Raw genomic sequence first — 21088 nt, forward strand, 5'->3', positions numbered from 1 at the left:
GTCAGGAAGATCATCCCATGCAAGGTCCCATTCAGACGCGTCTCCCCGTCCTGACCCGCCGCGCGCTGCTGGCGCTGGCGGCGCTGGTTCCCGGCCTGCGGAGCGCGCGCGCGGGCACGCCCGCGAATGCGAAGGAGGACGCGCGCCGCCCGCGGCCCGTGATCCGCCTGTCCTGCCCCGACGATGCGCCCGACCCGCTCTGTCTCGAACTGGTCCAGGCGCTGGCGGGCCAGGCGCCGGGCCACGTGATCCGCCGGGTGGAGGCCGCCGGCCTGCGCCCGGCGCGGCCCGAGGACCTGGGCGTGGCGCTGGTGATGCTCGCTGCGGCCGGGAACGGGGTCCGGGCCCGGCTCGACCTGCAGCCCGCCGCGGGGTCGCGACGGACCGGGCCGGCGGTGACGGACCCGGCCCTGCCGGCCGCCGAACCGCCGGGCCAGCCGGCGGCCTGGCGCGGCTTCGCCCGCGCGCTGGCGCAGACCCTGGCGCCGGGCCTCGAGGACGCGCCGGATTCCGGTCCCGCCCCCGGCGCATCCAAACCCTGACGCGGCGGCAATTGGCGCCCCGATATAAGAAATTTTTGCTGATATCGGATCTAACTCGTTCTAGGGTCGCGGTATTCTGCCGGCCTGGATTGACGCGCAGCGGCGTCGGCACCAGCCATTTCCGCCAGTCGAGTTTTTCGGGAGTTCCCCCATGTGCATTGCCTGTTCCCTGACCCAGAGCTTCGATCCCGCGCGCCATGACGGCGTCACCTATGCCGCCCTGTCCGAGGGGGTCGATGCCGTCGCAGGCACCGGCACGCTGTATTCGATAGGCGTGGGCGACACGTTCGACGGCTCGCTGGGCAGCGGCGACAGCGCAGACTGGGTCGCGGTCACGCTGGAGGCGGGCACCACTTACCAGATCGACCTGAACGGCGCCGGCAGCGGCGTCGGCACGCTGAATGACCCGCTCGTCCGGCTGTATGATTCGACCGGCACGCAGATCGCCAGCGACGACGACGGCGGCCCCGCCCTCGATTCGAGTCTCGGCTTCACCGCGGCCACCACCGGGACCTATTACATCGCCGCCTCGTCCTTCGGCGGCACCGGTTCGGGCACCTACCGGATCACGCTCACCGAGCCGACCCCGCTTTCTGACGGCACGCTGGACGACATGGCGCTCTATCTGACCGAAGGCTACTGGGGCAGCGAGCGGTCCTGGAACACCAGCAGTTCGAACGTGATCACGGTCAACATCTCGGGGCTGACCGCCGAGGGCCAGCAGCTGGCCCTCTGGGCCTTCGAGGCCTGGGAGGCGGTCGCCGACATCGACTTCCAGGTCACCACCGGCAGCGCGAACATCACCTTCGACGACAACGACAGCGGCGCCTATGCCTCCTCGTACGTCTCCGGCAGCACGATCACCTCGTCGACTATCAACGTCGGCGCGGACTGGCTGACCGCCTACGGCACAACGATCGACAGCTACAGCTTCTCGACCTACGTCCACGAGATCGGCCATGCGCTGGGTCTGGGCCACCAGGGCAATTACAACGGATCGGGCAATTTCGACACCGAGGCGGTGTTCGGGAACGACAGCTGGCAGCTGTCGGTCATGTCGTATTTCAACCAGGTCGAGAACCCGAACTCCATCGCCTCCTATGCCGAACTGGTCACGCCGATGATGGTCGACATCCTGGCGATCCAGAACCTGTACGGCGCGCCCGACGCCGCCACCAGTGCCACCGCCGGGGCAACCATCTGGGGCAACGGCTCGAACCTGGGCACCTATCTCGACCTGCTGGCGCAGGGGCAGAACTACGGCGGCGCGCCCGTCGCCATGACGATCTACGACGTGGGCGGGATCGACACGCTGAACCTGACCCACCATGGCACCTACGGCAGCCGGGTCGACATGAACGACGAGACCTTCTCGGACGTGGGCGGGCTGATCGGCAACCTGGGCATCGCCCGCGGCACGGTGATCGAGAACCTGATCACCGGCAACGGCAACGACACCGTGACCGGCAACGCCGTGGCCAACGACATCAACGTGGGCGCGGGCGCGGATTCCGTCCATGGCGGGCTGGGCGCCGACACGATCGAGGGCGGCGCGGGCAACGACACCCTGAGCGGCGGCGACGACGCCGACGAGGTCTGGGGCGGGCTCGGCGCGGACGTGCTTTCGGGCGGTGCGGCGAACGACCTTCTCGGCGGCGGGTCCGAGGCCGACACCCTGACGGGCGACGGTGGCGCGGACACGCTCTACGGCGGGTCCGGGGCGGACATGATGGACGGCGGCATCGGTGACGACGTGCTGGGCGGTGGCCAGGGCGCGGACACGCTCTACGGGCGCGACGGCAACGACGTGCTCTGGGCCGGCACCGAGGACGACCTGATCTACGGCGCGGCGGGCACCGACCGCATGGGCGGCGGCGAGGGGGCCGACACGCTCTGGGGCGGGACCGAGAACGACACGCTCTACGGCGGCGAACTGGACGATTTCCTCTACGGCGAAGAGCACAACGACATCCTCGGGAGCGGGTCGGGCCATGACAGCCTCGATGGCGGTGCCGGGGCGGACAACCTGTGGGGCGCGGGCGGCAACGACACGCTGATCGGCGGCGACGGCGTCGACACGCTGGGCGGCGGCGCCGGGGCCGACCTGCTCGACGGCGGCACCGGCAGCGACACGCTGCGCGGCGGGGCGGGCAACGACACGCTCTATGCCGGCGGCGCCAACGACGTGCTGTTCGGCGAGGGGGACGACGACCTGCTGGCCGGCGGCTCGGGGGTCGACTGGCTCGACGGCGGGACGGGCAACGACACGCTGATCGGCGGGGCGGATGCGGACCGGTTCGTGTTCCGTGCGGGCGACGGGCTGGACACGGTGTCGGACCTGCTGATCGGTACCGACCGGCTGCTGCTGGACGACGCGCTGTGGACCGGCACGCTGAGCGCCACGCAGGTGCTGTCGACCTACGGTGCGGATGTGGGCGCGGATTTCGTGCTGAGCTTCGACGGTGGCGAGCAGATCGTGTTCACCGGTCTGGCCGGCAGCACCACGCTCGATACCGCGGTCGACATCTTCTGAGCCACCGCCGGCGTGCGCGGCCGCGCACGCCGGCCCGCGGCGTCCGCGGGACGCCGCGTGGACAAGCGCATCGGGATATGGCTTAACGGCCACGGCCGCCAGAATGGAGCCCGGATGCCCGACGACACCGCCGCCGATCTCGTGATCCTGACCGCCGCGCCCGGCGACGGGATGCCGGACGATCCGGCGCGCGTCGTGATCCTCGAGCCACGCGCCGCCTCTGCGCGCGCGCTGGTGCAGGCCCATCCCGACGCCACCGTGATCGCCGCCGCACTGGCCGGCCGGGTAGGGCGGGCGTCGTTGACCTCCTGGAACCTGCCGGGGCTGCGCAGCCTGCGCGCGCCGCTTGCCGCGCTGCACGCGTTGTTCCCCGGCCTGCGCGAGACCGCCCGCGAAGAGGTGGACTGCATCGACCTGCCCGGCCTGCTGGCGCGCACCGGGCCCTGGCCCGACCGCGTGGCGCTGCATCTCGACGCGCCGGGCGAAGAGGCCGCGATCCTCGAGGCGCTGGCCGCCTCGGACGCGCTGGACCGGCTGTGCGCGCTGACGTTGCGCTGCGGCGCCGAGCCGTTCTTCGAGGGCGGCGAGGGCGCGCAGGCGCTGGCCGACCGGCTGGACCGCGCTGGCCTGCGCGCGGTCGCGCGGGACGATTCCGATCCCGACTGGCCGGTGCTGCGCTTCGTGCGCGACCCGGCCCGCGCGGCGCTGCGCGCCCGTGCCGAGACCGCCGAGGCCCGCGCCGCCGATCTCGAGGACCGGCTGAAGGCGGCGCGGGACCACGCGGCAGCGCTGCAGGAGCGGATCGAGGCCGCCGAGGCCCGCACGGCCGAACTCGGGGACGGGCTGAAGGCGGCGCAGGACCGCGAAACGGCGCTGCAGGCCCGGCTCGAAGCGGCTGAGGCCCGCGCCGCGGATCTCGAGGCCGAACGGCTCGGCGCCGAGACCGCGGCCAATGCCGCCAAGACCAGGGCCGCCGGTCTGCAATCCCGCCTGGACGAGGTCGGCGGGCAACTGGCCGCGCTGCAGGCCGACGCCGCCGCCCGCGCCGAGGCCGAGGCCGCGCGCGCCCGGGCCGAGGCGGCGCTGGCGCAGGCGACCGGCACGGCCGAGCGCGCGCGCGAGGACCTGGGGCTCGCGCTGCGGATGCAGGACCTGCTGCAGGGCGATCTCGAGGCGATGCGCGCGCGCTACGCCGAGGCCGAGGCCGCCCGCGCGCGCCAGGCCGCCCTGCTGGCCGAGCTCGCCCCGCGGCTGCGCCAGGCCGCGCAGGAACTGGGCCTGACCGAGACCGCGCCTGCGCTGGCCGAGCCCCCGGCAGAGGCGGCGCCCGAGGCGCTGCCGGGAACGGCCGACGCGACACAGGCCCGGCTGACCGGCGCGCGCCGCAAGAGCGGCAAGAAGAAGGACAGGAAGGCCCGGAGGGAGGCCGCGCAATGAGCCGCGCGCTGCTCGACGCGCTGGCCCTGGTCGAGGCCGCCGGGACCGCCGCGCCCGATGCCCCGGCGCTGCCCGCGGCACCATTGCCCTCGCTGATGCGGCGCTGCGCCGACGAGGTCGCCGCCGCGCCGGCGCCCGAACCGGTGCGCCTGCTGCATCACCTGGCCTGCACCGGCGGCACGGTGATCGCCCGCGCGCTGGCGGTGATGCCCGGCGTCACCCTGCTGAGCGAGATCGACCCGCTGTCGCCGCTGGGCCTGCCCGCCCGCGACGAGACCCCGCCGTTCCGGCCGCACGACCTGATCTTTGCCGGCCGGGTGGCGGTGCGGCCGATCTCGGACCGGCAGGCCTCGGCGATCTTCACCGCCGGGCTGAAGGTCCTGCAGGCCGACATGGTGGCCGAGGGCCGCCACCTGGTGCTGCGCGACCATGCCCATTCGCGGTTCTGCACCGATGCCGCCCCGGCCGCCCGACCGGGCGTCGAGACGCTGGCCGCGCAGGTGGCCCCGGTGCGTCGCGCGGTCACCGTGCGGCATCCGATGGATTCCTTCCTGTCGCTGCAGGCCAATGGCTGGATGCATTTCGACCCGCCCACGCTCGACGCCTACGCGGCGCGATACCACGCGTTCCTCGATGCCCACGAAGGCGTGACGCGGCTGCGCTACGAGGATTTCGCCGCCGATCCCGAAGCGGTGCTGAAGCGGCTTTGTGCCACGCTGGAGCTGCCCTACCGCCCCGGCGCCGATGCGCGGCTGGCGCTGGCGCGGGTTTCGGGCGATAGCGGTCGCCGCGGCGACCGGATCGCGCCGCGCCCGCCCAAGCCGGTGCCCGACACGCTGGCCGAGGCGGCGCGCGACAGCGCCGGCTACGCCGCGCTGCTGGCGCGGCTGGGCTACGACGACGGGGATCGGGAGGGGGATCGACATGGATGACGGCGCAAGGCGGCTGTGGGTGATCGGCGGGGCCGGATTCGGAGCCGGGGCCGAGGCGCTGGCCGCCCGGATCGCCGCCGCGTCCGGCGGCACGATGCGGCCGGGCCCGGTCGAGGGGGCGCCGCCGCCCGGCGGGCTGTGCCTGCTGTGGGACCGCCCCGAACGCGCGGCCGAGGCGGCGCTGGCCGCCGACGGCGACCCGCAGGAGGCGCTGGCGCGCTGGTGCGACGCGGCCGAGGCGGCGCTGGCGGTGCAGGCCCGCGACCGCCGCGGCACACTGGTCTTCGAAGGCGGCGCCGCGGCCGCCGCCCTGCCGCTGGTCCTGGGCCGGCTGGGCCTGGATTCCGCGGCCGATACCGACCCTGCGGATCCGGACGGCGACGCGGGCCGCGACCCGATCCTGGCGCTGGTCGCCGCGCACGCGCTCGAGCGTCACCCCCGCGCCCGGCATCTGGCCGGCGCGCTGGAGGCCGCCAGCCAGCCGCTGGGCAACGGCGCCGCGCCCGAGGACACGCTGCCGCCGGCCGAGGTGGTCGCGGCGTTCCGCGGCAACCGTGCGGAACTGGCCCGGCTGCGCGCCGAGCGCGACGCGGCGCAGCAGGCGCGCGAGACGCTCGAGGCCTCGACCGCCGCGATGCTGGCCGAGATGGACCTCGTCGAGCGCGAGGCCCACGCCATCGCCGCCGAGCGCGACGCGGCACAGGTCCGTGCCCGCGCCGCGACCGACGAGGCCGCGCGGCTGATGGGCTCGCGCTCGATGCGGCTGACCGCGCCGCTGCGCGGCTTCGCGGCCCGGCTGAGGGGGCACTGATGCGCTACGCCGCGTTCTGGGCCGCGCTCGATGCCGGCCGCCGGGCGCTGGAGGCCGGCGACACGCACACCGCCGCGGCGCGGCTGGACGAGGCGCGCGGCTTCTCGGCGGGCCTGCCGGCGGAGATGCGCGCCGCACGCCGCGCGCTGGTCGACGGGCTGGCCGCCCGGCTGGAGGGGAGACAGCCTTCCGGAAAACCGGCCACCGGCGACCCGGCGCCCGAGGCGCACGAAATCGAGGCGCCCGCGGCCGACATGCCGGTCCCGGACCCCGCGCCCCCGGCGGCCCCGGATGCACCGCTGCTGGGGCCGATCGCGGCGCAGGGGGTGCCGGGCACCAGCCTGGTGACCTGCGCGATGAACCGCACCGACAACCTGAAACGCGCGCTGGCCTCGTGGATCGCCTGCGACGGCATCGACGAGATCGTCGTGATCGACTGGTCCTCGGACGAGCCGGTGGCGCCGGCGCTGGAAGCGGCCGGGCTGGACGATCCGCGCCTGCGCGTCGTCCGCGTCGAGGGCGAGCCGCGCTGGATCCTGTCCTACGCCTTCAACGCGGGTTTCCGGCTGGCGCGGCACGACCGCATCCTGAAGGCCGACGCCGACATCGTGCTCGCGCCCGATTTCCCGGCGCGCAACCCGCTGCCCGAGGGCACCTTCGTGGCCGGCAACTGGCGCACCGCCACGCCGGACCAGGCCTATGTCAACGGCTTCTTCCTGGCCCATCGCGCCGACCTGGCCGCGGTGGGGGGCTTCAACGAGTTCATCACCACCTACGGCTGGGACGACGACGACCTCTATCATCGGCTGGTGCTGAACGGGGTGCGGCGCATCGACGTCGCCCCGGGCAGCCTGCGCCATCTCGACCACGACAACGATGCGCGGCTCGGCCACGACGACGATGCGCGGTCGGGCCGGGTCCCGGCCCCGGTGCGCAGCGCCGCCGAGGAGATCCGCGCCACCACCCAGTGGCGCATCCGCCGCAACCACTACATCGCCGCGGTGATGCCGGTCTGGGATGCCGCCAAGATCCCGCTGCCGCTGGCCGTCGAGGCGCCGGACCGGCTGCGCCGCGCGGCGCCCCCGGTCCACGCCGTGCCCGCCCGCATCAAGGCCGCCGCCGACGCCCACGCCCTGGCCGAGATCGCGTCGTGGCATATCGGCCCCGAGGTACTGGCGCTCGAGCCCGCGCGGGTCGGGATGCTGCTCTCGGCGCCGCTGGCCGGGATCGGCCGCGCCGATCTGGACGCCGCGCTGGCGGTCCAGAAGGCGGCGCCGCGTCTCGCCGCGCCGCATCTCGCGCCGGCGCGGCCGCGGCTGTTCATCGACGCGCAGCACGGGCTGGGCAACCGGATGCGCGCCATCGGCTCGGCCGCCGCCATCGCCGAGGCCACCGGGCGCGAGCTGGTGATCGTCTGGGACCCCGACCACCATTGCCAGGCCCGCCTGGCCGACCTGTTCCACCACCTGGGCGCGATCGTCGAGGAAAGCTTCGTCGCCGAGGCCGCGGGCATGGGCTGCGCGGTCTACAACTACATGGAGATCGAGCCCGGCGCGCATAAGGACGCAGCCCTGGACCTGTCGCATGGCGGCGACATCTACGCCCGCTCTGCCTACGCGCTGAACGCCGCGCCGTCGCACTGGGCGGCCGAGAACCGCTTTCTGCACACGCTGCGCCCGACCGAGCCGGTGCAGGCGCTGGTGGACGGCGCGGGCGGGCCCTTCGACGTCAGCCTGCACGTGCGCATGGTGGGCGCGCCCGGCACCGACACCGCCAGCTACGACCGCGCCGAGAACTGGACCGGCGAGGGCCACGCCGCGATCAACCACTGGCGCGAACAGAGCCACTATTCGCGCTTCATGAAGCGGCTCGACGCGCTGATCGCCGCGGGCGCCGCGGACCGGGTGTTCCTGGCCGCCGACGCGCCCGAGACCTACGCCGCCTTCGCCGAGACCTACGGCGACCGGGTGCGTCGGCTGGAGCGGACGGCCTACGACCGCTCGACCGCGCAACTGGTCCACGCCCTGGCCGACGCGATCCTGCTGGGGCGCGCGCCGCTGCTTCTGGGGTCGACCTGGAGCTCGTTCTCGGAACTGGCGATGCGGCTGTCGCGGCAGGACATCAAGTCCGAGATGAGCGGGACGGATTTCTGAGCCATGAAATACGCCAACTTCATCCTCGAGCCGTCGCGCGGCTTCGTCTTCGCCTACGTTCCCAAGGTCGCCTGCACCAACTGGAAGGCGCTGATGCGCTACATGGCCGGGCACGAGGACTGGCTGGACAACCGCCTGGCGCATGACCGCGCCCGCGGCGGGCTGCGCTACCTCGACCCCGACGGCGCCGACGCGGCACTGCTGCGGCGCGACGACATCCCGAAATACGCCATGGTGCGCGACCCCTACGGGCGCACCCTGTCGGCCTATCTCAACAAGGTGGAAAAGCGCCTGCCCCCCGGTCCGCCCGAGACGGGCGAGGACCCGTTCCGCGCGGTGGTGCGCAACATCGAGGCCTTCCGCGCCGCGCGGCTGTCGGACACCCACCCCTCGATCGACTTCGAGGTCTTCCTGCACTGGCTGCGCGACAGCAAATCGCCCTTCACCGGCGACGAGCACTGGACGCCGCAATCTGTCCTGCTGCGCCAGCCCGACATGCACTTCGACATGATCGGCCGCTTCGAGGACCTGGAGCGCGACGCCCCGCGCCTGCTGCGCGCCATGGGCTGCGACCGCGGCTTTCCCACCCAGCGGGACGTGAACTTCGCCCCCTCGGGGGCGCAGTCGAAGCTGGCGCGCTACTACACCCCCGCCGCCCGCGCGCTGGTCGAAGAGCTGTTCGCCGCGGATTTCGACACGTTCGGCTATCCCCGCCGCGACCCGGCGGCGGAAGACCCCGCCGATGCGCCCGCGGATGCCCCTGCGGCCCGCCCCGGAAACGCCCCCGACATTGCCCATGACGGCCCCCGAAACAGCCCCGGCACGCCCGGCCCCGCCTCATCCACGAAAGCAGACATCATGACCGACCATTCCGACATCCTCTCCCGCAACTGGTACTACATCGCCGAGCTGTCGCCGGGGGTGTTCACGCCGGGCCGGGGCTTCAAGAACATCTCGGTCGCGCGCCGCGCGCTCGAGGCGATCACCGTCAAGGACGCCGGCTGCCTCGACATGAGCACGATGGAGGGGATGTTCTCGATCCTGCTGTCGCGCCGCGGCGCGCGGGTCACCGCCACCGACACGATCGACAACCGCGAGAAGCTGGAATACCTGCAGAAGATCTACGACGCGCCCTTCGACTACGTGCCGCACGCGCCGGTGGCGAACTACGTCGACTTCATGCTGAACATGCAGGCCTCGCGCAATTTCGCGCCCACCCGCGCGATCGAGCTGGGCGAGAACACCCCCTACGGCTACGACCTGGTGCTGTCCTCGGGGGTGATCTACCACGTCCACAACCCGATCGAGCACATCGTGAACTTCCGCCGGCTGTGCAAGACCGGCGGCCTGGTGGTGCTGGAAACCGCGGCGCTGATGTCGGACGAGATCGAGATGGTCCACGACTGGCGCGGCGAGCGGCAGATCTACGGCGGCAACGCCACCTGGTATCCCTCGACGCGGGCGCTCGAGATCTTCATGCGCGCGGCCTTCCTCGAACCGCTGGGCTTCACCTACATCAACTCGGCCGGGCAGACCGACCTGAAGCTCGCGCGCATCGCCATCGTCGCGCGCGCGGTGACCGAGCGGCCCTTCCTGCCCGAACACGAGGCGATCATCCGCGGCAGCGAGCTGTACAGGAACTACGATTTCAAGCCGATCTACCCCAGCGCGCGGCTGACCGGGCGCAGCCAGGTCGCGCCGGCGGTCGACACGTCGCGCCTGCTGCCGGCCGACGACCTGCGCGCCAGCGCGATCCGCGAACACCCGCCGCTGGAATACCCCGAGGATTACCTGACGCTGAAGCTGGACGACCGCTGAATGCTTTCGCTCGACGCCCACCGGATCGAGGGCCAATCCGATGCGGGCCTGATCAACCACTGGATCGCCCGGCTGGCCGAGGCGGGCGGCGGCGACATCGCGCTGGCGCCGCGGCGCCACGTCATCGACGAGACCGTGGTGCTGCGTTCGGGCGTGCGGCTGGTGGGGCAGGGCACGGCCACGGTGCTGGCCGCGGCACCGGGGCTGGCCGGCCCGGTCGTGGCCTCGGCCGACGCGCGGGCGCTCGAGGCGGCCGACGCGTGGTTCCACGAGGACGGCGTGCCGGTGCGCTTCGCGCTGCGCGACCTGATGATCGACGGCGCCGACGGCGCGGCCGAGGACGGCTGGGGCGCGGGCTGCGGGCTGATGCTCTACGGCAAGGGCTTCGAGATCGCCGGCGTCCAGATCAGCCACATGAAGGCGCACGGGATCGTCTCGACCGGCTCGGCCAAGGGCGGGCAGAAGACCTGGCAGGACGAACCCGAGGCGATGTTCGACCTGCGCGTGTCGCGCTGCGGCGGCGACGGGTTCGTGATGCGCGGGCCGCATGACAGCATCATCCGCCAGGCGATCATCGCGATCTGCAAGGGCCGCGGCCTGTCAGTGGAACAGAACGGCGTCTACAACGGCGCCTGCGACATCGAGTTCTGCCACGCCTACGCCACCGACGGCATCGCCATCGACCTGCAGGCCAAGGTCAAGGCGGGCTTCCTGCAGGGCGATACCGGGCGCGGGGCGGGGGTGCGCATCGGCGGGTCGAACAAAACCTACGTGGACCGGATCGAGTGCTTCAAGACGCGCGGCACCGCCGAGGATTACGCGCTCGAGATCGCGGCGCCCTTCACCCAGGTCGGGCTGGCGCGGGTGCGTGCCGACTGGGGCGCGGGCGGCGTGCACGTGCGCGCTCCGGGCTGCCAGATCGGCCTGCTGGACGTCGAGGGCACGCGCAACACCGGCGGGCCGCTGGCCGACACGCCCAACGCCACCACCGGGCTTTACGTCGAGGGGGCGCATACCCGCATCAACGCCGTCAACGTGCGCAACTTCGACGCCGGCACCGGCATCCGGATCGCGCCGGGGCGCGCCGGGATCGACATGGCCGCCACCACCGCGCGCTGCGCCACGCACCTGGTGGCGCGGGGCTTGAACGGCTGCGACCTGCGCGTGACCATGCAGATGGCCAGGGGCGAGACCCACGACGCGAAACCCGGCCGGCAGGACAACTTCGCCCTGCGCGTGCTGAAGGCGCCCTGAAGCCGCGCCCGCCGGCCGGGGCCGTCGCGGCACGCATCCCTCCGGTCCCCCGGCCGGGCGACGCTCAGGTGTAGACCCCGATCACCCGCACGATTCCGATCGCGATATCCGTGGCCGTGTTGGTCCGTTCCTCGACGAACAGCAGGTTCGAGTTCGAAACGGGCGACGGAACCGGGGTGGGGATCGGCGCGGCCATCGTCCCGGGATGGCCGCCGGAAGACGCGAAGGCATCCAGCAGCGTCCCGTCCCCCCCGGTGGGCGAGACCCCCACCTTGCACGGACCGTCCGTGGACGAGCAATAGGTGTAGAGCGAAAGCGCGGATTGCGGGAACACCACGCCGAACGTCGCCATCAGGAAGGGCGACACGTCCAGCGCGATCATGCCGCGCGTGCTGGCCCCGGTCGGGTTGGGGTCGCCCAGGCTCAGGATGTCGCCGGCGGCCCAGGCCGAAACCGACGCGGGGTCCAGGACCGACAGCGTCTGGTCCGAGACCGCCACGACCCAGGCGGATTCGGCCGGAACCCTGGACGTGTTCCAGACCCGGACCATCGAATTCCCCATCATCGGCCACACGAAGATCGTTTCCGCGCCGGACGAGACGGTCACGGTATCACCGGACACCGCCGCGATGGAATAGGCGCGGGGCGTGGACCCGCGGGACGTCAGGGAAAACCAGAGGTTCGACACCGGGGCCGGCACGTAGGAGGGGACGCGCCGGGACACCGTCGCGTCGTAGACGCCATTGGGAAAGCGGACCCGGCCGGTCGCGGCCTCGACCACGAAGCCCTGGTGAAAGGTCGAGCCGTCATCGGAAACCTTGATCGAGAAATCGTCGTCGCCCGTGGTGCCCATCTCGGCGCGACCGCTGAACCCGGTCTGGAACAGCAGGCTGGCGGTGTCGCCGGGGGCGGCCTTGTTGACCTTGACCTGGTGGCCGCTGCCCGCATGGCTCAGCAGAACCGCGTCCGAAGCCACGGACAGCCGGTTGGTGTCGTCCGAGGCCGCCCCGATGCCGACGCCCTCGAGGTTGTCGAGGTCCAGCACGGGCGCCACCCATGCGGCGCCGTCGAAGCGCAGCAGCCGGCCGGTGGCGATCTCCAGCGCGACCCAGCCCTGTTGCGGGGCGACGAAGAACCAAGCCACGCCGTCCCAGGCCGCCAGCTGCCCGGCCTGTCCGGCCCAGGCGCCCGAGGGCGCGTCCCCCAGCGCCCAGATCTGGCCCGCCGCGGGGGCGGGGGGCGGGATGTCCGCGCCGCTGGCCTGCAGTGCCAGCTGCACCAGCAGGTCGAGCCGGGCAAGCGCCTCGTTGTGGGTGACGTGCTTCTGCGCCTGCGAGGGGGCGAGGAAGGGCAGGCCAAGACGGGCCGAGAGGTCGGACATGGGGCGCGCTCCGGAAACCAGGGATCGATGCGATCCTTGGAACCGCAGGGTTGCGGAGGGATGAAGGCAGCGGGCGTTGCGCCGCAGGCGCAGGGCGAACGCCCAAGGGCAGCACACCGGGAGCTGCCGCGTCAGTCCATCGCGGAACAAGGCCGGGCGAACGCCGAAAGGCGGTCCCCGCGAATGGATCGCCTATCCCGCCAGCCGCGCGCCTGCGGCGTCCAGCGCCTCGCGGATGGTGACGTCCATGTCGAGGTAGCGGTAGGTGCCCAGCCTCCCGAGGAAGGTCACGCCGGTCTCGGCCGCGGCCAGCGCCTCGTATTCGGCCAGCAGCGCCTTCTCGCCGGCCAGCCGCACCGGGTAATAGGGGATGTCGTCCGGCCCGGCCTCGCGCGAGGTCTCGCGATAGAGGACCGAGCCCTCGTGGCTCTCCCAGGGGGCGAAGTGCTTGTGCTCGGTGATGCGGGTATGCGGCACCTCCGGGTCGGGATGGTTCATCACCGCGCAGCCCTGCCAGTCGCCCTGCGTGGTGAATCGCTCGAAATCCAGCGTGCGGTAACCCAGCCGCCCCAGCCGGTGGCCGAACCAGGCGTCCAGCGGCCCGGTCCAGACCAGGTGGTCGGCGCGCGGATCGTCGCCGGGCACGAAGGCCGCGTCGAGGTGCACGTCGATGCCGGGATGGTCCAGGATCGCCTCGACCATCGCGGTATAGCCGGCCTCGGGGATGCCCTGGAACCGGTGGAAGAAGTAGTTGTCGTCGTAGTTGAAGCGCAGCGGCAGGCGCTTGAGCAGCGCCGCCGGCAGGTCGCGAGGATCGCGGCCCCATTGCTTGCGGGTGTAGCCCTCGAAGAACGCCGCATAGAGCCGGCTTCCCACCATCGACAGCGCCTGTTCCTCGAAGTTCCGCGGCTCGGCGATCGTCTCGGCCTGGGAGGCCACGAAGGCACGGGCCTCGTCGGGGCGCATGGCGGTGCCGAAGAACTGGTTGATCGTCAGCAGCGTGACCGGCAGCGCGTAGACCCGGCCTTCATGGGTGGCGCGCACCTGGTGGCGGTAGGGGCGGAAGGTGGCGAAGCGGTTGACGTAGGCCCAGACCCCGGCATCGTCGGTGTGGAAGATGTGCGGGCCGTAACGGTGTTCCATCACGCCGGTCTGCGCGCAGCGCTCGGTGTGGCAGTTGCCCGCCACGTGGCCGCGCGCCTCGGTCACCGTGACGCGGTGGCCCGCCTGCGCCAGTTCGCGCGCCATCACCGCGCCGGACAGCCCGGCGCCAACGATCCTGACCTGCATCGCTCTGCCCCCGCCTGCTTCGCCCCGGTCTTGGCAGCCGCCCCGGCCTGCCGGCCCCGTCGGCCTGCCCCGCAAGCATCCTACGGATGCGGATCGCCGCGCACAACCAGAGGGCATTCTACTCGAATTGCAGGCGAACGGCGCCGTTTCGCCCGAATTGCGCGCCCGGCCCCGCCACGCCGCGGCGCCAGCATGCCCGGCGGTGAGCGACGAGCGGGGCGGTCATGCGACTGCGACTGGAAAGCCGGATCGCCACGGGCGACTGGACGCTGGATATCGGGATCGGCACGCTCGCCATCGGCGCGGCGTCCGGCGGCATGTCCGGCGACGGAGCCGTGCTCTATGCCTCGACCGGGGGCTCGGGCGGGATCACCGCCTGGCAGGTGGGCACAACCGGCGCCACGCTGCTCGACACGCAGTATTTTCCCGACGGGATGATGCATTCCGCCGCCGGATCGCTGGGTCTTGCGGACGGGATGGTGGTGATCGGCGGACAGGGTGGCTCGGACATGCTGGGCTACGCGCTCGGCGCGGATGGCGGCATCGGCGACATGGTCCGGCCCGGCACGCTGGCCTGGGGCACCGGGCAGATCTCGGACATCGTCGCGCTCGGGGGCAATCTCTACGTCGCCGATGCCGGCTCGGGGATGCTGACCGCCTATGCGTCCCTGGGGGGCGGCTACACCGTCCTGAACGGGGCGGCGGCGGTGGCCGGGCCGTCGGACCTGGCCACGCTGTCGCTGGGGTCGGCGCATTACGTGCTGGCCACCGACGCGGCCACCGACGGTGTCGCCGCCTTCCGCGTGATGGCCGGCGGCGGGCTGGAACTGACCGGGACGGCCGGCATGGCCGAGGGTCTGGGCATCGCCGCGCCCACGGCGCTGGAAACCGTCACCGCCTTCGGGCAGGGCTGGGCGATCGTCGCCGCCGCGGGCACCAATTCGCTCAGCGTGCTGCACGTGGACGGGCTGGGCGCGCTGACCCCCACCGACCACGTGCTCGACACCCGCGAAACGCGCTTCGGCGGGGTGCAGGCGCTGGCCGTGGCACAGGACGGCGACCGCGTCTTCGTGGTCGCCGGCGGCGCCGATGACGGGCTGAGCCTGTTCACCCTGCTGCCCGGCGGCCGCCTGCTGCACCTGCACAGCCTGGAACACGCGATCGGCGCGGGGCTGCAGGACGTCACCGCCCTGAGCGCCGTGATCGTCGGCGACACGCTGCAGGTCTTCGCCGCCTCCGAGGGCGACGGCGGGCTGACGCGGCTGACCGTCCCGCTGGACGGGCTGGGCCTGACGATGCTCGACGCCGGCCCCGGCGCGCAGTGGTTGACGGGCGGGGCCGGCGACGACCTGCTGGCGTCGCGGGCCGGATTCGACACGCTGGAGGGCGGCGCGGGCGACGACATCCTGGTGACCGGCGCCGATGGCGGCGTGATGACCGGCGGGGCGGGCGCCGACCGCTTCGTGGTGGACGGCGCGGCACTCCGCACCCGGATCGAGGATTTCGAGGCCGGGCAGGACGCGCTCGACCTGTCGACCTGGCGGATGCTGCGCAGCCCCGACCAGATCGAACTGACCACCACCGCCTGGGGGGCAGAACTGCGCTTCGGCGCCACGCTGCTCGAAATCGTCAGCGCGGATGGCGGCGGGCTGACCCTGGAGGATCTCTTCGGGCCGGCCTTCTCGTGGCCCGACCGGATCACGCTGACGGCCAGCGTCGGCGGCACCGCGATGCGCGGCAGCAGCGGCGACGACCGGCTCGACGGTACCGCCGAGAACGACACGCTGATCGGCGATGCGGGCGACGACGTCATCTACGGCGGGGACGGCGACGACCGGCTCGACGGCGGGACGGATCACGATGTCCTCGTGGGCGGGGCGGGCGCCGATACGCTGCTCGGCGGCGCGGGAAACGATACCCTGCACGGAAGCGACGGCGACGACAGCCTGGCGGGCGACGACGGCAACGACTCGCTCGAAGGCGGCCTCGGCGCCGACACGCTGGCCGGCGGCGGCGGCGCGGACACGCTGTGGGGCGGGGCCGACGCGGACCTTCTGGCGGGCGGGGGCGGCAACGACCTTCTGGGCGGCGGGCTGGGCGATGACAGCCTGACCGGGGACGACGGCCACGACACGCTGTATGGCGGGGCGGGGCGCGACACGCTGGATGGCGGGCTGGGCGACGACGTGCTGGGCTCGGGGACGGGGGATGACGTGCTGTATGGCGGCGCGGGCGGCGATACGCTGTGGTCGGGCACCGAGAACGACCTGCTCATGGGCGAAGCGGGCAACGACCGGATGGGCGGCGGCGCGGGCGCCGACACGCTGTGGGGCGGCACCGAGAACGACACGCTCTACGGCGGCGACCAGGCCGACCTGCTCTACGGGGAGGACGGCAACGACATCCTGGGCTCGGGGGCGGGCGACGACAGCCTCGACGGCGGGGCCGGCGCGGACAACCTGTGGGGCGCGGGCGGCGACGACACGCTGATCGGCGGCGACGGGGTCGACACGCTGGGCGGCGGCGACGGCGCCGACTGGCTGGACGGCGGCACCGGCAGCGACACGCTGCGCGGCGGGGCGGGCAACGACACGCTGCTGGCCGGCGGCGCCAACGACGCGCTCTACGGCGAGGCGGGCAACGATCTGCTGGCCGGCGGGTCGGGGGCGGACTGGCTGGACGGGGGGGCGGGCGACGACACGCTGGCCGGCGGGGCCGACGCCGATTCGCTGATCTTCCGGACGGGCTGCGGCATAGACACGGTGACCGATTTCGACACCGCCGCGGACCGGCTGCTGCTGGACGACGCGCTGTGGTCGGGCACGCTGAGCGCGACGCAGGTGCTGTCGACCTATGGCAGCGTCTCGGGCTCCGATTTCGTGCTGTCCTTCGACGGCGGAGAGCAGGTGATCCTGTCGGGCCTCGCCGGCGCGACCGATCTCGACCTGGCGCTGTTCATCGTCTGACGGCCCTGTAGGCTCAAGGGTCGTTGCGACAGGGTCCGCAGTCTCAAACAAAGCACTTAGCCTTGCCAGGCGGCGATAGTGCGATGATAGCTTTGAATTGAAGCCGTCATCCGGAAGTCGCTCTGATAGATACGCTGCATCCAGCGGCTGGAATGCCCCAGCATTTGCTGAGCCGCCCAGGCTGCATCTGGCCGCTCATTGCTGATCAGATCCGTGATCAATGTACGGATGAGATGGCCCGAAATCCCGAACTCTTCCTGAAGAACAGCCGTCGCGTAGTACGCGTGGAGCGGCTGCTGCGCGAGGCTGAGCAGGTTCCGTCCTCTCACCTTTTGGACGCAGTCCTCCAGCATGGGTAGCGGCCGACCGGCCAGAACATGGTCATCGATGAGCGCGCTGGTCAGTGGCCAGAGCGGCCCCAGTTCCTTTCGGCGTCCGGTCTTCGACTGGCGGATCTGGATTTCCCAGAGGCCACCCGGGAGGCGCTGGATCGTGTCTCCGATCACCAGCTGTGAGACGTCGGCCTGGCGGTCGGCAGTATTGAGCAGCAGCGCGAGGATCATCGCGGCGCGGCGCTTCCGCTCCGCCTCGAACGATCCATCCGGTGCATTCGCCGCCTGGTCGGCCAGCGCCAGCGCACGCTGCAGCACGTCCGCGAGCGTGAAGCTTTCTCTGAACGCGCGGAGCTTGGCGCGCTTCCCCGGCTCTTGGTCATTCGCATCGTCTCGCAGAGCGCCGACGAGGTCGCTCAGCACTGCCCGCCCGCTCTCTTCCAGAAGCAGCGCCCGCTGGGCGAACATCTGAACCCGCTCCAGGTAATCTGCGGTCGTGCGGGAACTGGCTTTCCGCTCAAGCAGCATGAACCGCGCGAACACATCCAGGAGATCTCCGGATATGGCGGTGCCTGCCGAGACACCCCGCGCCTCGGCCCAGAGCCGCGAGGCGGCCAACATGCCCATTGCCTGCACGACGTTGTCCCGGGTCTTGGGCCGAAGCCTTCGCAGACGCGAGCCGTCGACGCGCACGACGCGGTCGAGAAGGGGAACGCCTGCCTGCCATGCCGAAGGCCAGTCCTGGGGCAGCAGCGCCGTTCTTCGAGGACCTCGGCAAAGATCCGCGCCGCTGCGTGCCCGGCGCCGCGGGCATAGAAAGCCTCGACGGTTTCCGGACGGTCGCCGAGCAGATCAGCCACGGTCCCGTATTGCCCGGGATGGCGCGCGAGGAAGATCGTGGCGGCGACGTGCCGCATCATGTGCGGCGTCATCCCCGTAAGTCCCAGGCAGTCCATGCCGCGGTTCCAGGCCTTGATCTGGCGGCAGACCGTCCCGCCCCGGGTCCCCGGAAGCAGGTAATCGTTGTCGTGCGCACCGCGATCGGCGTGGAGCGCGATCCAGCGCGGGCGCCCTTCGTCGATCCAGATCCGCAGTGCGTCCCAGGCGCTGCGCGGCAGCGGGCTCTCGATACTCCGCCTGTTCTTGACGTGCCCGCGAGCAATGTCGATCCAGGCTTGGGAATCCGCGCCACGCGGCGAGTGGAGTTCCGGGAGCGTCCCGGCGATCGTCAGCTCATGCACGTTCTTCGTGCGGAGCGGCCGGCCGAGCTGTAACCCGAACATCGCGGTCGCCATGCAAAGGTGCAGACAGCGGTATCTGGCATGCGGAGACAGATCGTCCCAGCGCGCCAGATCCCGCTGCGCTTCGCGCATCAGGGTACGTGGAGCGCTCAGGATCACGTGCACGATACCCGGGTCGCGGTCGAGCTTCTTGATGAACGCCGCGCGGATCGACGACATCTCGTTCATCTGATGGGTGACATGCTCCCACCGCGTATCCTCGATCGCATCGAGCACCGCTGCATCAAGTTCATTGGTGCGGACAAGGCTCGACAGGGACGCAAGGTAGGTGCCGAGGGACGAGGTCTGCGGCACGTCGATCAGCGCAGGATCCTGCGCGGCGCGGGCGACGAAGTGCTGCACCGCGCGTTCGATGTTCTCCGCCGAAAGCAGGTGCCGGATGTCCGTGAGACCGTAGGCATCGTTGCAGTCAGGGTAGGTGTGGCGGACGAGCCAGGAGAGCGCCGAACGGTACCCCTTCTCGGCCATTACGGGGTTCCCGACGGGTTTGCGGCGGTGCCTGCGGGCGGCGCGGCGGGCGGCGAGGGGATCGTCTCCCAGTCTGCCGTCGAAGATGTCGCGGGTCGGCGCACGGCCCCTGATCCCCACAGCGATCAGACGATCCAGCGAGTTCTGGAACGACGGCAGGAACCGCTCCCAGTCCACCGGGGCGTCGCGCAAGGTTCGCAGCGGGCCGACGGCTGACGCCGGCAGCAGGGCTGTGATGGGCGGGTGACGGTCGCGTTGCGCGATCAGCTTGTCGAAGAACCGAATCGACCGCCTGAAGGTGGATGCCTTGTCGGCAGGCAACGCACGCAACGTGTCTTCGGCAATTTTTCGGGTGACTTCTGTCGGCCGCACGTGGCCGAGTCGCGCCCGCAGGTTGGAGACCGAGAGCGACGACATGTTCGGCAGGATCCGTGCGCCGGCGGCATCGTGGCTGTTCTCGGCCTCCTTGATGTAACGCAGGAGCAGCGCCCATGCGTCCGCCGCGCTGCTGTCGGTATCCTGCGGCACCGCCTGGTCCTGCGCGCGTCTGATCGCGGCGGAGATCTTGCCGCACCAGGTGTCGAAGGCTCGAGCGGCGGCCTGCTGTGTCCGCCCCTTGAAATGGCCCGCCCAGACGATCTGCCCGGCGAGTTCGGACCAGACCTTCGGGTCGGCGGGGATCGTCGCCAGCCGCTGCCCGGTCAGCTTCTCGACGCGATGGAAGGCCGCCTGGTAGGCTTTGGCGGAGCTGTCGGAATACAGGTGCGGCAGCAGCAGCAGGACGTCCTGCAGGGTGTTCACCCGCGGCATGGACTGATCATTCATGGAATCGTCTCCTCATCCGTGCCGGCGGCTGCGCATCCGCAGCGTCTGAACGAGACGGTCGCGCAGCCTTGGACCGTAAGGCTGCGTGGCCGTTCCGTTCACGGGAGGCTGTCCTCCCTCGAAATCCCAGACGTCGTGCCAGCGGTAGGCGGGCCGGCCGGCATTGCGGCGCGCGACGAGCAGGCCATCGGCCTCAGCACGCTGGAAGAAGGCATGGCTGCCGCAGCGCCAGCGCCGCAGGAGGTCGGCACGGGACAGAAGTGCTGCTGCCGTCATATGATGGATGGGTGCGGAACATTCCGCGCAGCTTTCGGAAATCAATGTGGTTTCTCTCAACGTGACGAAAGAAGTCCTAGGCCAGCGCAATTAAAACGGCGTTCATAGAAAATTAGGGACTTGCCGCGGCTCGCAAAGGCGGACGGATCGGGGGCAGACCTTCCGCCTCGAGCAGACAGCAGAAGGGGCGCCTTCGGCACGAGGAGGGACGGCGGATCGCGCGGTATGCACTCGTGCCGAGGATCTCGGGCCAACCCGCTGCACGATCGCCAGCAGCGCACCTCACGGTCGGGCACCGAGCGCTCGGAAAATGCCGGACCCGCGATCGGATCAAATCGGATTGGCTGACCGGACGTTATCTGAATGCGTGACCGGATGATCTTGGTGCGCGCAATCTTGTTCTGTCGGCGCTGGAGGACGATGAGCTCGAGACGGTCTTCGCACCTCTGGTCGTGTGTGCCACTGCGCCTCCGGTTCGTGATGTCGAAGGCACCCGCACATAGGCCCATGTAACCGCCGGACGTAATCTTCCCAAAACCGCCGTTTGAATTTTCCCCAGTCGCGGAACGCAGGCCTGATGCTCCGGACAGGAAGCGACAGGGGCAGGCAGGTGAAGGGACTGAGGGAGATCGTCTTGATCCAGGACTTGAAGAACCAGGGTCTCAGCATCACCGCGATCGCGCGGAAGGTTGGCTGTGATTGAAAGACGGTGCGGAAGTATCTTGATCTGGGGCTGGAAGTTCCGGTCTACGGTCCGCGCCAGCCGCGG

14 protein-coding genes and 1 pseudogene are annotated in these 21088 nt (G+C 71.4%); 10 read left to right on the forward strand and 5 right to left on the reverse strand.

Annotated features, from left to right (window positions below; all coding sequences use genetic code 11):
* The first annotated feature begins 17 nt into the window (after nt 1-17).
* The 8 genes from BLW27_RS18080 to BLW27_RS21350 all read left to right on the forward strand — a co-directional run bounded on the left by BLW27_RS18080 (nt 18) and on the right by BLW27_RS21350 (nt 11480).
* Nucleotides 18-542 (forward strand): hypothetical protein, encoded by a 525-nt coding sequence (locus BLW27_RS18080; protein ID WP_089885570.1) that lies wholly within the window; start codon nt 18-20, stop codon nt 540-542.
* Between the two features lie 151 nt (nt 543-693).
* Entirely contained in the window at nt 694-3075 is a 2382-nt protein-coding gene (locus tag BLW27_RS18085; protein ID WP_089885573.1) for a M10 family metallopeptidase C-terminal domain-containing protein, read from the forward strand.
* A gap of 114 nt (nt 3076-3189) precedes the next feature.
* Nucleotides 3190-4512 carry a hypothetical protein gene (locus BLW27_RS18090; protein ID WP_089885575.1) on the forward strand — a complete coding sequence of 441 codons (1323 nt, stop codon included), beginning with the start codon at nt 3190-3192 and terminating at the stop codon, nt 4510-4512.
* Nucleotides 4509-5444 carry a sulfotransferase gene (locus BLW27_RS18095; RefSeq protein WP_089885577.1) on the forward strand — a complete coding sequence of 312 codons (936 nt, stop codon included), beginning with the start codon at nt 4509-4511 and terminating at the stop codon, nt 5442-5444. The genes BLW27_RS18090 and BLW27_RS18095 overlap by 4 nt, the downstream gene beginning before the upstream one ends.
* Nucleotides 5437-6255 carry a hypothetical protein gene (locus BLW27_RS18100; protein WP_089885579.1) on the forward strand — a complete coding sequence of 273 codons (819 nt, stop codon included), beginning with the start codon at nt 5437-5439 and terminating at the stop codon, nt 6253-6255. The genes BLW27_RS18095 and BLW27_RS18100 overlap by 8 nt, the downstream gene beginning before the upstream one ends.
* The gene (locus BLW27_RS18105; protein ID WP_089885582.1) at nt 6255-8408 is read left to right on the forward strand and encodes a glycosyltransferase; all 2154 of its coding nucleotides are present in this window, start codon (nt 6255-6257) and stop codon (nt 8406-8408) included. The genes BLW27_RS18100 and BLW27_RS18105 overlap by 1 nt, the downstream gene beginning before the upstream one ends.
* A 3-nt stretch (nt 8409-8411) precedes the next feature.
* Nucleotides 8412-10226: a sulfotransferase family 2 domain-containing protein gene (locus tag BLW27_RS18110; RefSeq protein WP_089885584.1), complete on the forward strand. Its 1815-nt coding sequence runs from the start codon at nt 8412-8414 to the stop codon at nt 10224-10226.
* Nucleotides 10227-11480 carry a hypothetical protein gene (locus BLW27_RS21350; RefSeq protein WP_089885587.1) on the forward strand — a complete coding sequence of 418 codons (1254 nt, stop codon included), beginning with the start codon at nt 10227-10229 and terminating at the stop codon, nt 11478-11480.
* Nucleotides 11481-11544: 64 nt separating this feature from the next.
* Here the strand turns inward: BLW27_RS21350 and BLW27_RS18120 are convergent, their stop codons facing one another.
* Together BLW27_RS18120 and BLW27_RS18125 are read right to left on the reverse strand one after the other, a co-directional pair.
* Entirely contained in the window at nt 11545-12861 is a 1317-nt protein-coding gene (locus BLW27_RS18120) for a DUF2793 domain-containing protein (RefSeq protein ID WP_089885590.1), read from the reverse strand.
* Nucleotides 12862-13053: 192 nt separating this feature from the next.
* On the reverse strand, nt 13054-14151 hold the full coding sequence (locus BLW27_RS18125) for a UDP-galactopyranose/dTDP-fucopyranose mutase family protein (protein WP_089885593.1): 1098 nt from the start codon (nt 14149-14151) through the stop codon (nt 13054-13056).
* Between the two features lie 224 nt (nt 14152-14375).
* Here BLW27_RS18125 and BLW27_RS20920 point away from each other — a divergent pair, with 224 nt between their 5' ends.
* Nucleotides 14376-17117, forward strand: coding sequence for a calcium-binding protein (locus tag BLW27_RS20920; RefSeq protein ID WP_143042344.1), 2742 nt, complete (start codon nt 14376-14378; stop codon nt 17115-17117).
* Between the two features lie 56 nt (nt 17118-17173).
* On the opposite strand, the gene BLW27_RS18135 is transcribed toward BLW27_RS20920, so the two are convergent.
* From BLW27_RS18135 to BLW27_RS18145, 3 genes are read right to left on the reverse strand one after another with little or no spacing between them, the layout of a single operon-like run.
* Nucleotides 17174-17917 (reverse strand): site-specific integrase, encoded by a 744-nt coding sequence (locus BLW27_RS18135; RefSeq protein ID WP_089885596.1) that lies wholly within the window; start codon nt 17915-17917, stop codon nt 17174-17176.
* On the reverse strand, nt 17866-20043 hold the full coding sequence (locus BLW27_RS18140) for a phage integrase family protein (protein WP_143042346.1): 2178 nt from the start codon (nt 20041-20043) through the stop codon (nt 17866-17868). Before BLW27_RS18140 ends, BLW27_RS18135 begins: the two co-directional genes overlap by 52 nt.
* A gap of 12 nt (nt 20044-20055) precedes the next feature.
* Complete coding sequence (locus BLW27_RS18145; protein WP_218141150.1) at nt 20056-20364, reverse strand: hypothetical protein; 309 nt, start codon at nt 20362-20364, stop codon at nt 20056-20058.
* A 532-nt stretch (nt 20365-20896) separates the two neighbouring features.
* On the opposite strand from BLW27_RS18145, the pseudogene BLW27_RS22025 reads away from it, so the two are divergent.
* A pseudogene (locus tag BLW27_RS22025) lies at nt 20897-21085 on the forward strand (helix-turn-helix domain-containing protein); the annotation flags it as partial.
* Nucleotides 21086-21088: the final 3 nt, after the last annotated feature.

The sequence above is a fragment of the Citreimonas salinaria genome (genome assembly GCF_900107235.1).
Taxonomy (GTDB): domain Bacteria; phylum Pseudomonadota; class Alphaproteobacteria; order Rhodobacterales; family Rhodobacteraceae; genus Citreimonas; species Citreimonas salinaria.

Bases quoted from the DNA above. Each gene is read 5' to 3' on its own strand.
- BLW27_RS20920 (WP_143042344.1), top strand. From the start codon at position 14,376: ATGCGACTGCGACTGGAAAGCCGGATCGCCACGGGCGACTGGACGCTG.
- BLW27_RS18090 (WP_089885575.1), top strand. From the start codon at position 3,190: ATGCCCGACGACACCGCCGCCGATCTCGTGATCCTGACCGCCGCGCCC.
- BLW27_RS18105 (WP_089885582.1), top strand. From the start codon at position 6,255: ATGCGCTACGCCGCGTTCTGGGCCGCGCTCGATGCCGGCCGCCGGGCG.
- BLW27_RS18140 (WP_143042346.1), bottom strand. From the start codon at position 20,043: ATGAATGATCAGTCCATGCCGCGGGTGAACACCCTGCAGGACGTCCTG.
- BLW27_RS18085 (WP_089885573.1), top strand. From the start codon at position 694: ATGTGCATTGCCTGTTCCCTGACCCAGAGCTTCGATCCCGCGCGCCAT.
- BLW27_RS18100 (WP_089885579.1), top strand. From the start codon at position 5,437: ATGGATGACGGCGCAAGGCGGCTGTGGGTGATCGGCGGGGCCGGATTC.
- BLW27_RS21350 (WP_089885587.1), top strand. From the start codon at position 10,227: ATGCTTTCGCTCGACGCCCACCGGATCGAGGGCCAATCCGATGCGGGC.
- BLW27_RS18135 (WP_089885596.1), bottom strand. From the start codon at position 17,917: ATGTTCGCCCAGCGGGCGCTGCTTCTGGAAGAGAGCGGGCGGGCAGTG.
- BLW27_RS18080 (WP_089885570.1), top strand. From the start codon at position 18: ATGCAAGGTCCCATTCAGACGCGTCTCCCCGTCCTGACCCGCCGCGCG.
- BLW27_RS18120 (WP_089885590.1), bottom strand. From the start codon at position 12,861: ATGTCCGACCTCTCGGCCCGTCTTGGCCTGCCCTTCCTCGCCCCCTCG.
- BLW27_RS18110 (WP_089885584.1), top strand. From the start codon at position 8,412: ATGAAATACGCCAACTTCATCCTCGAGCCGTCGCGCGGCTTCGTCTTC.
- BLW27_RS18125 (WP_089885593.1), bottom strand. From the start codon at position 14,151: ATGCAGGTCAGGATCGTTGGCGCCGGGCTGTCCGGCGCGGTGATGGCG.
- BLW27_RS18095 (WP_089885577.1), top strand. From the start codon at position 4,509: ATGAGCCGCGCGCTGCTCGACGCGCTGGCCCTGGTCGAGGCCGCCGGG.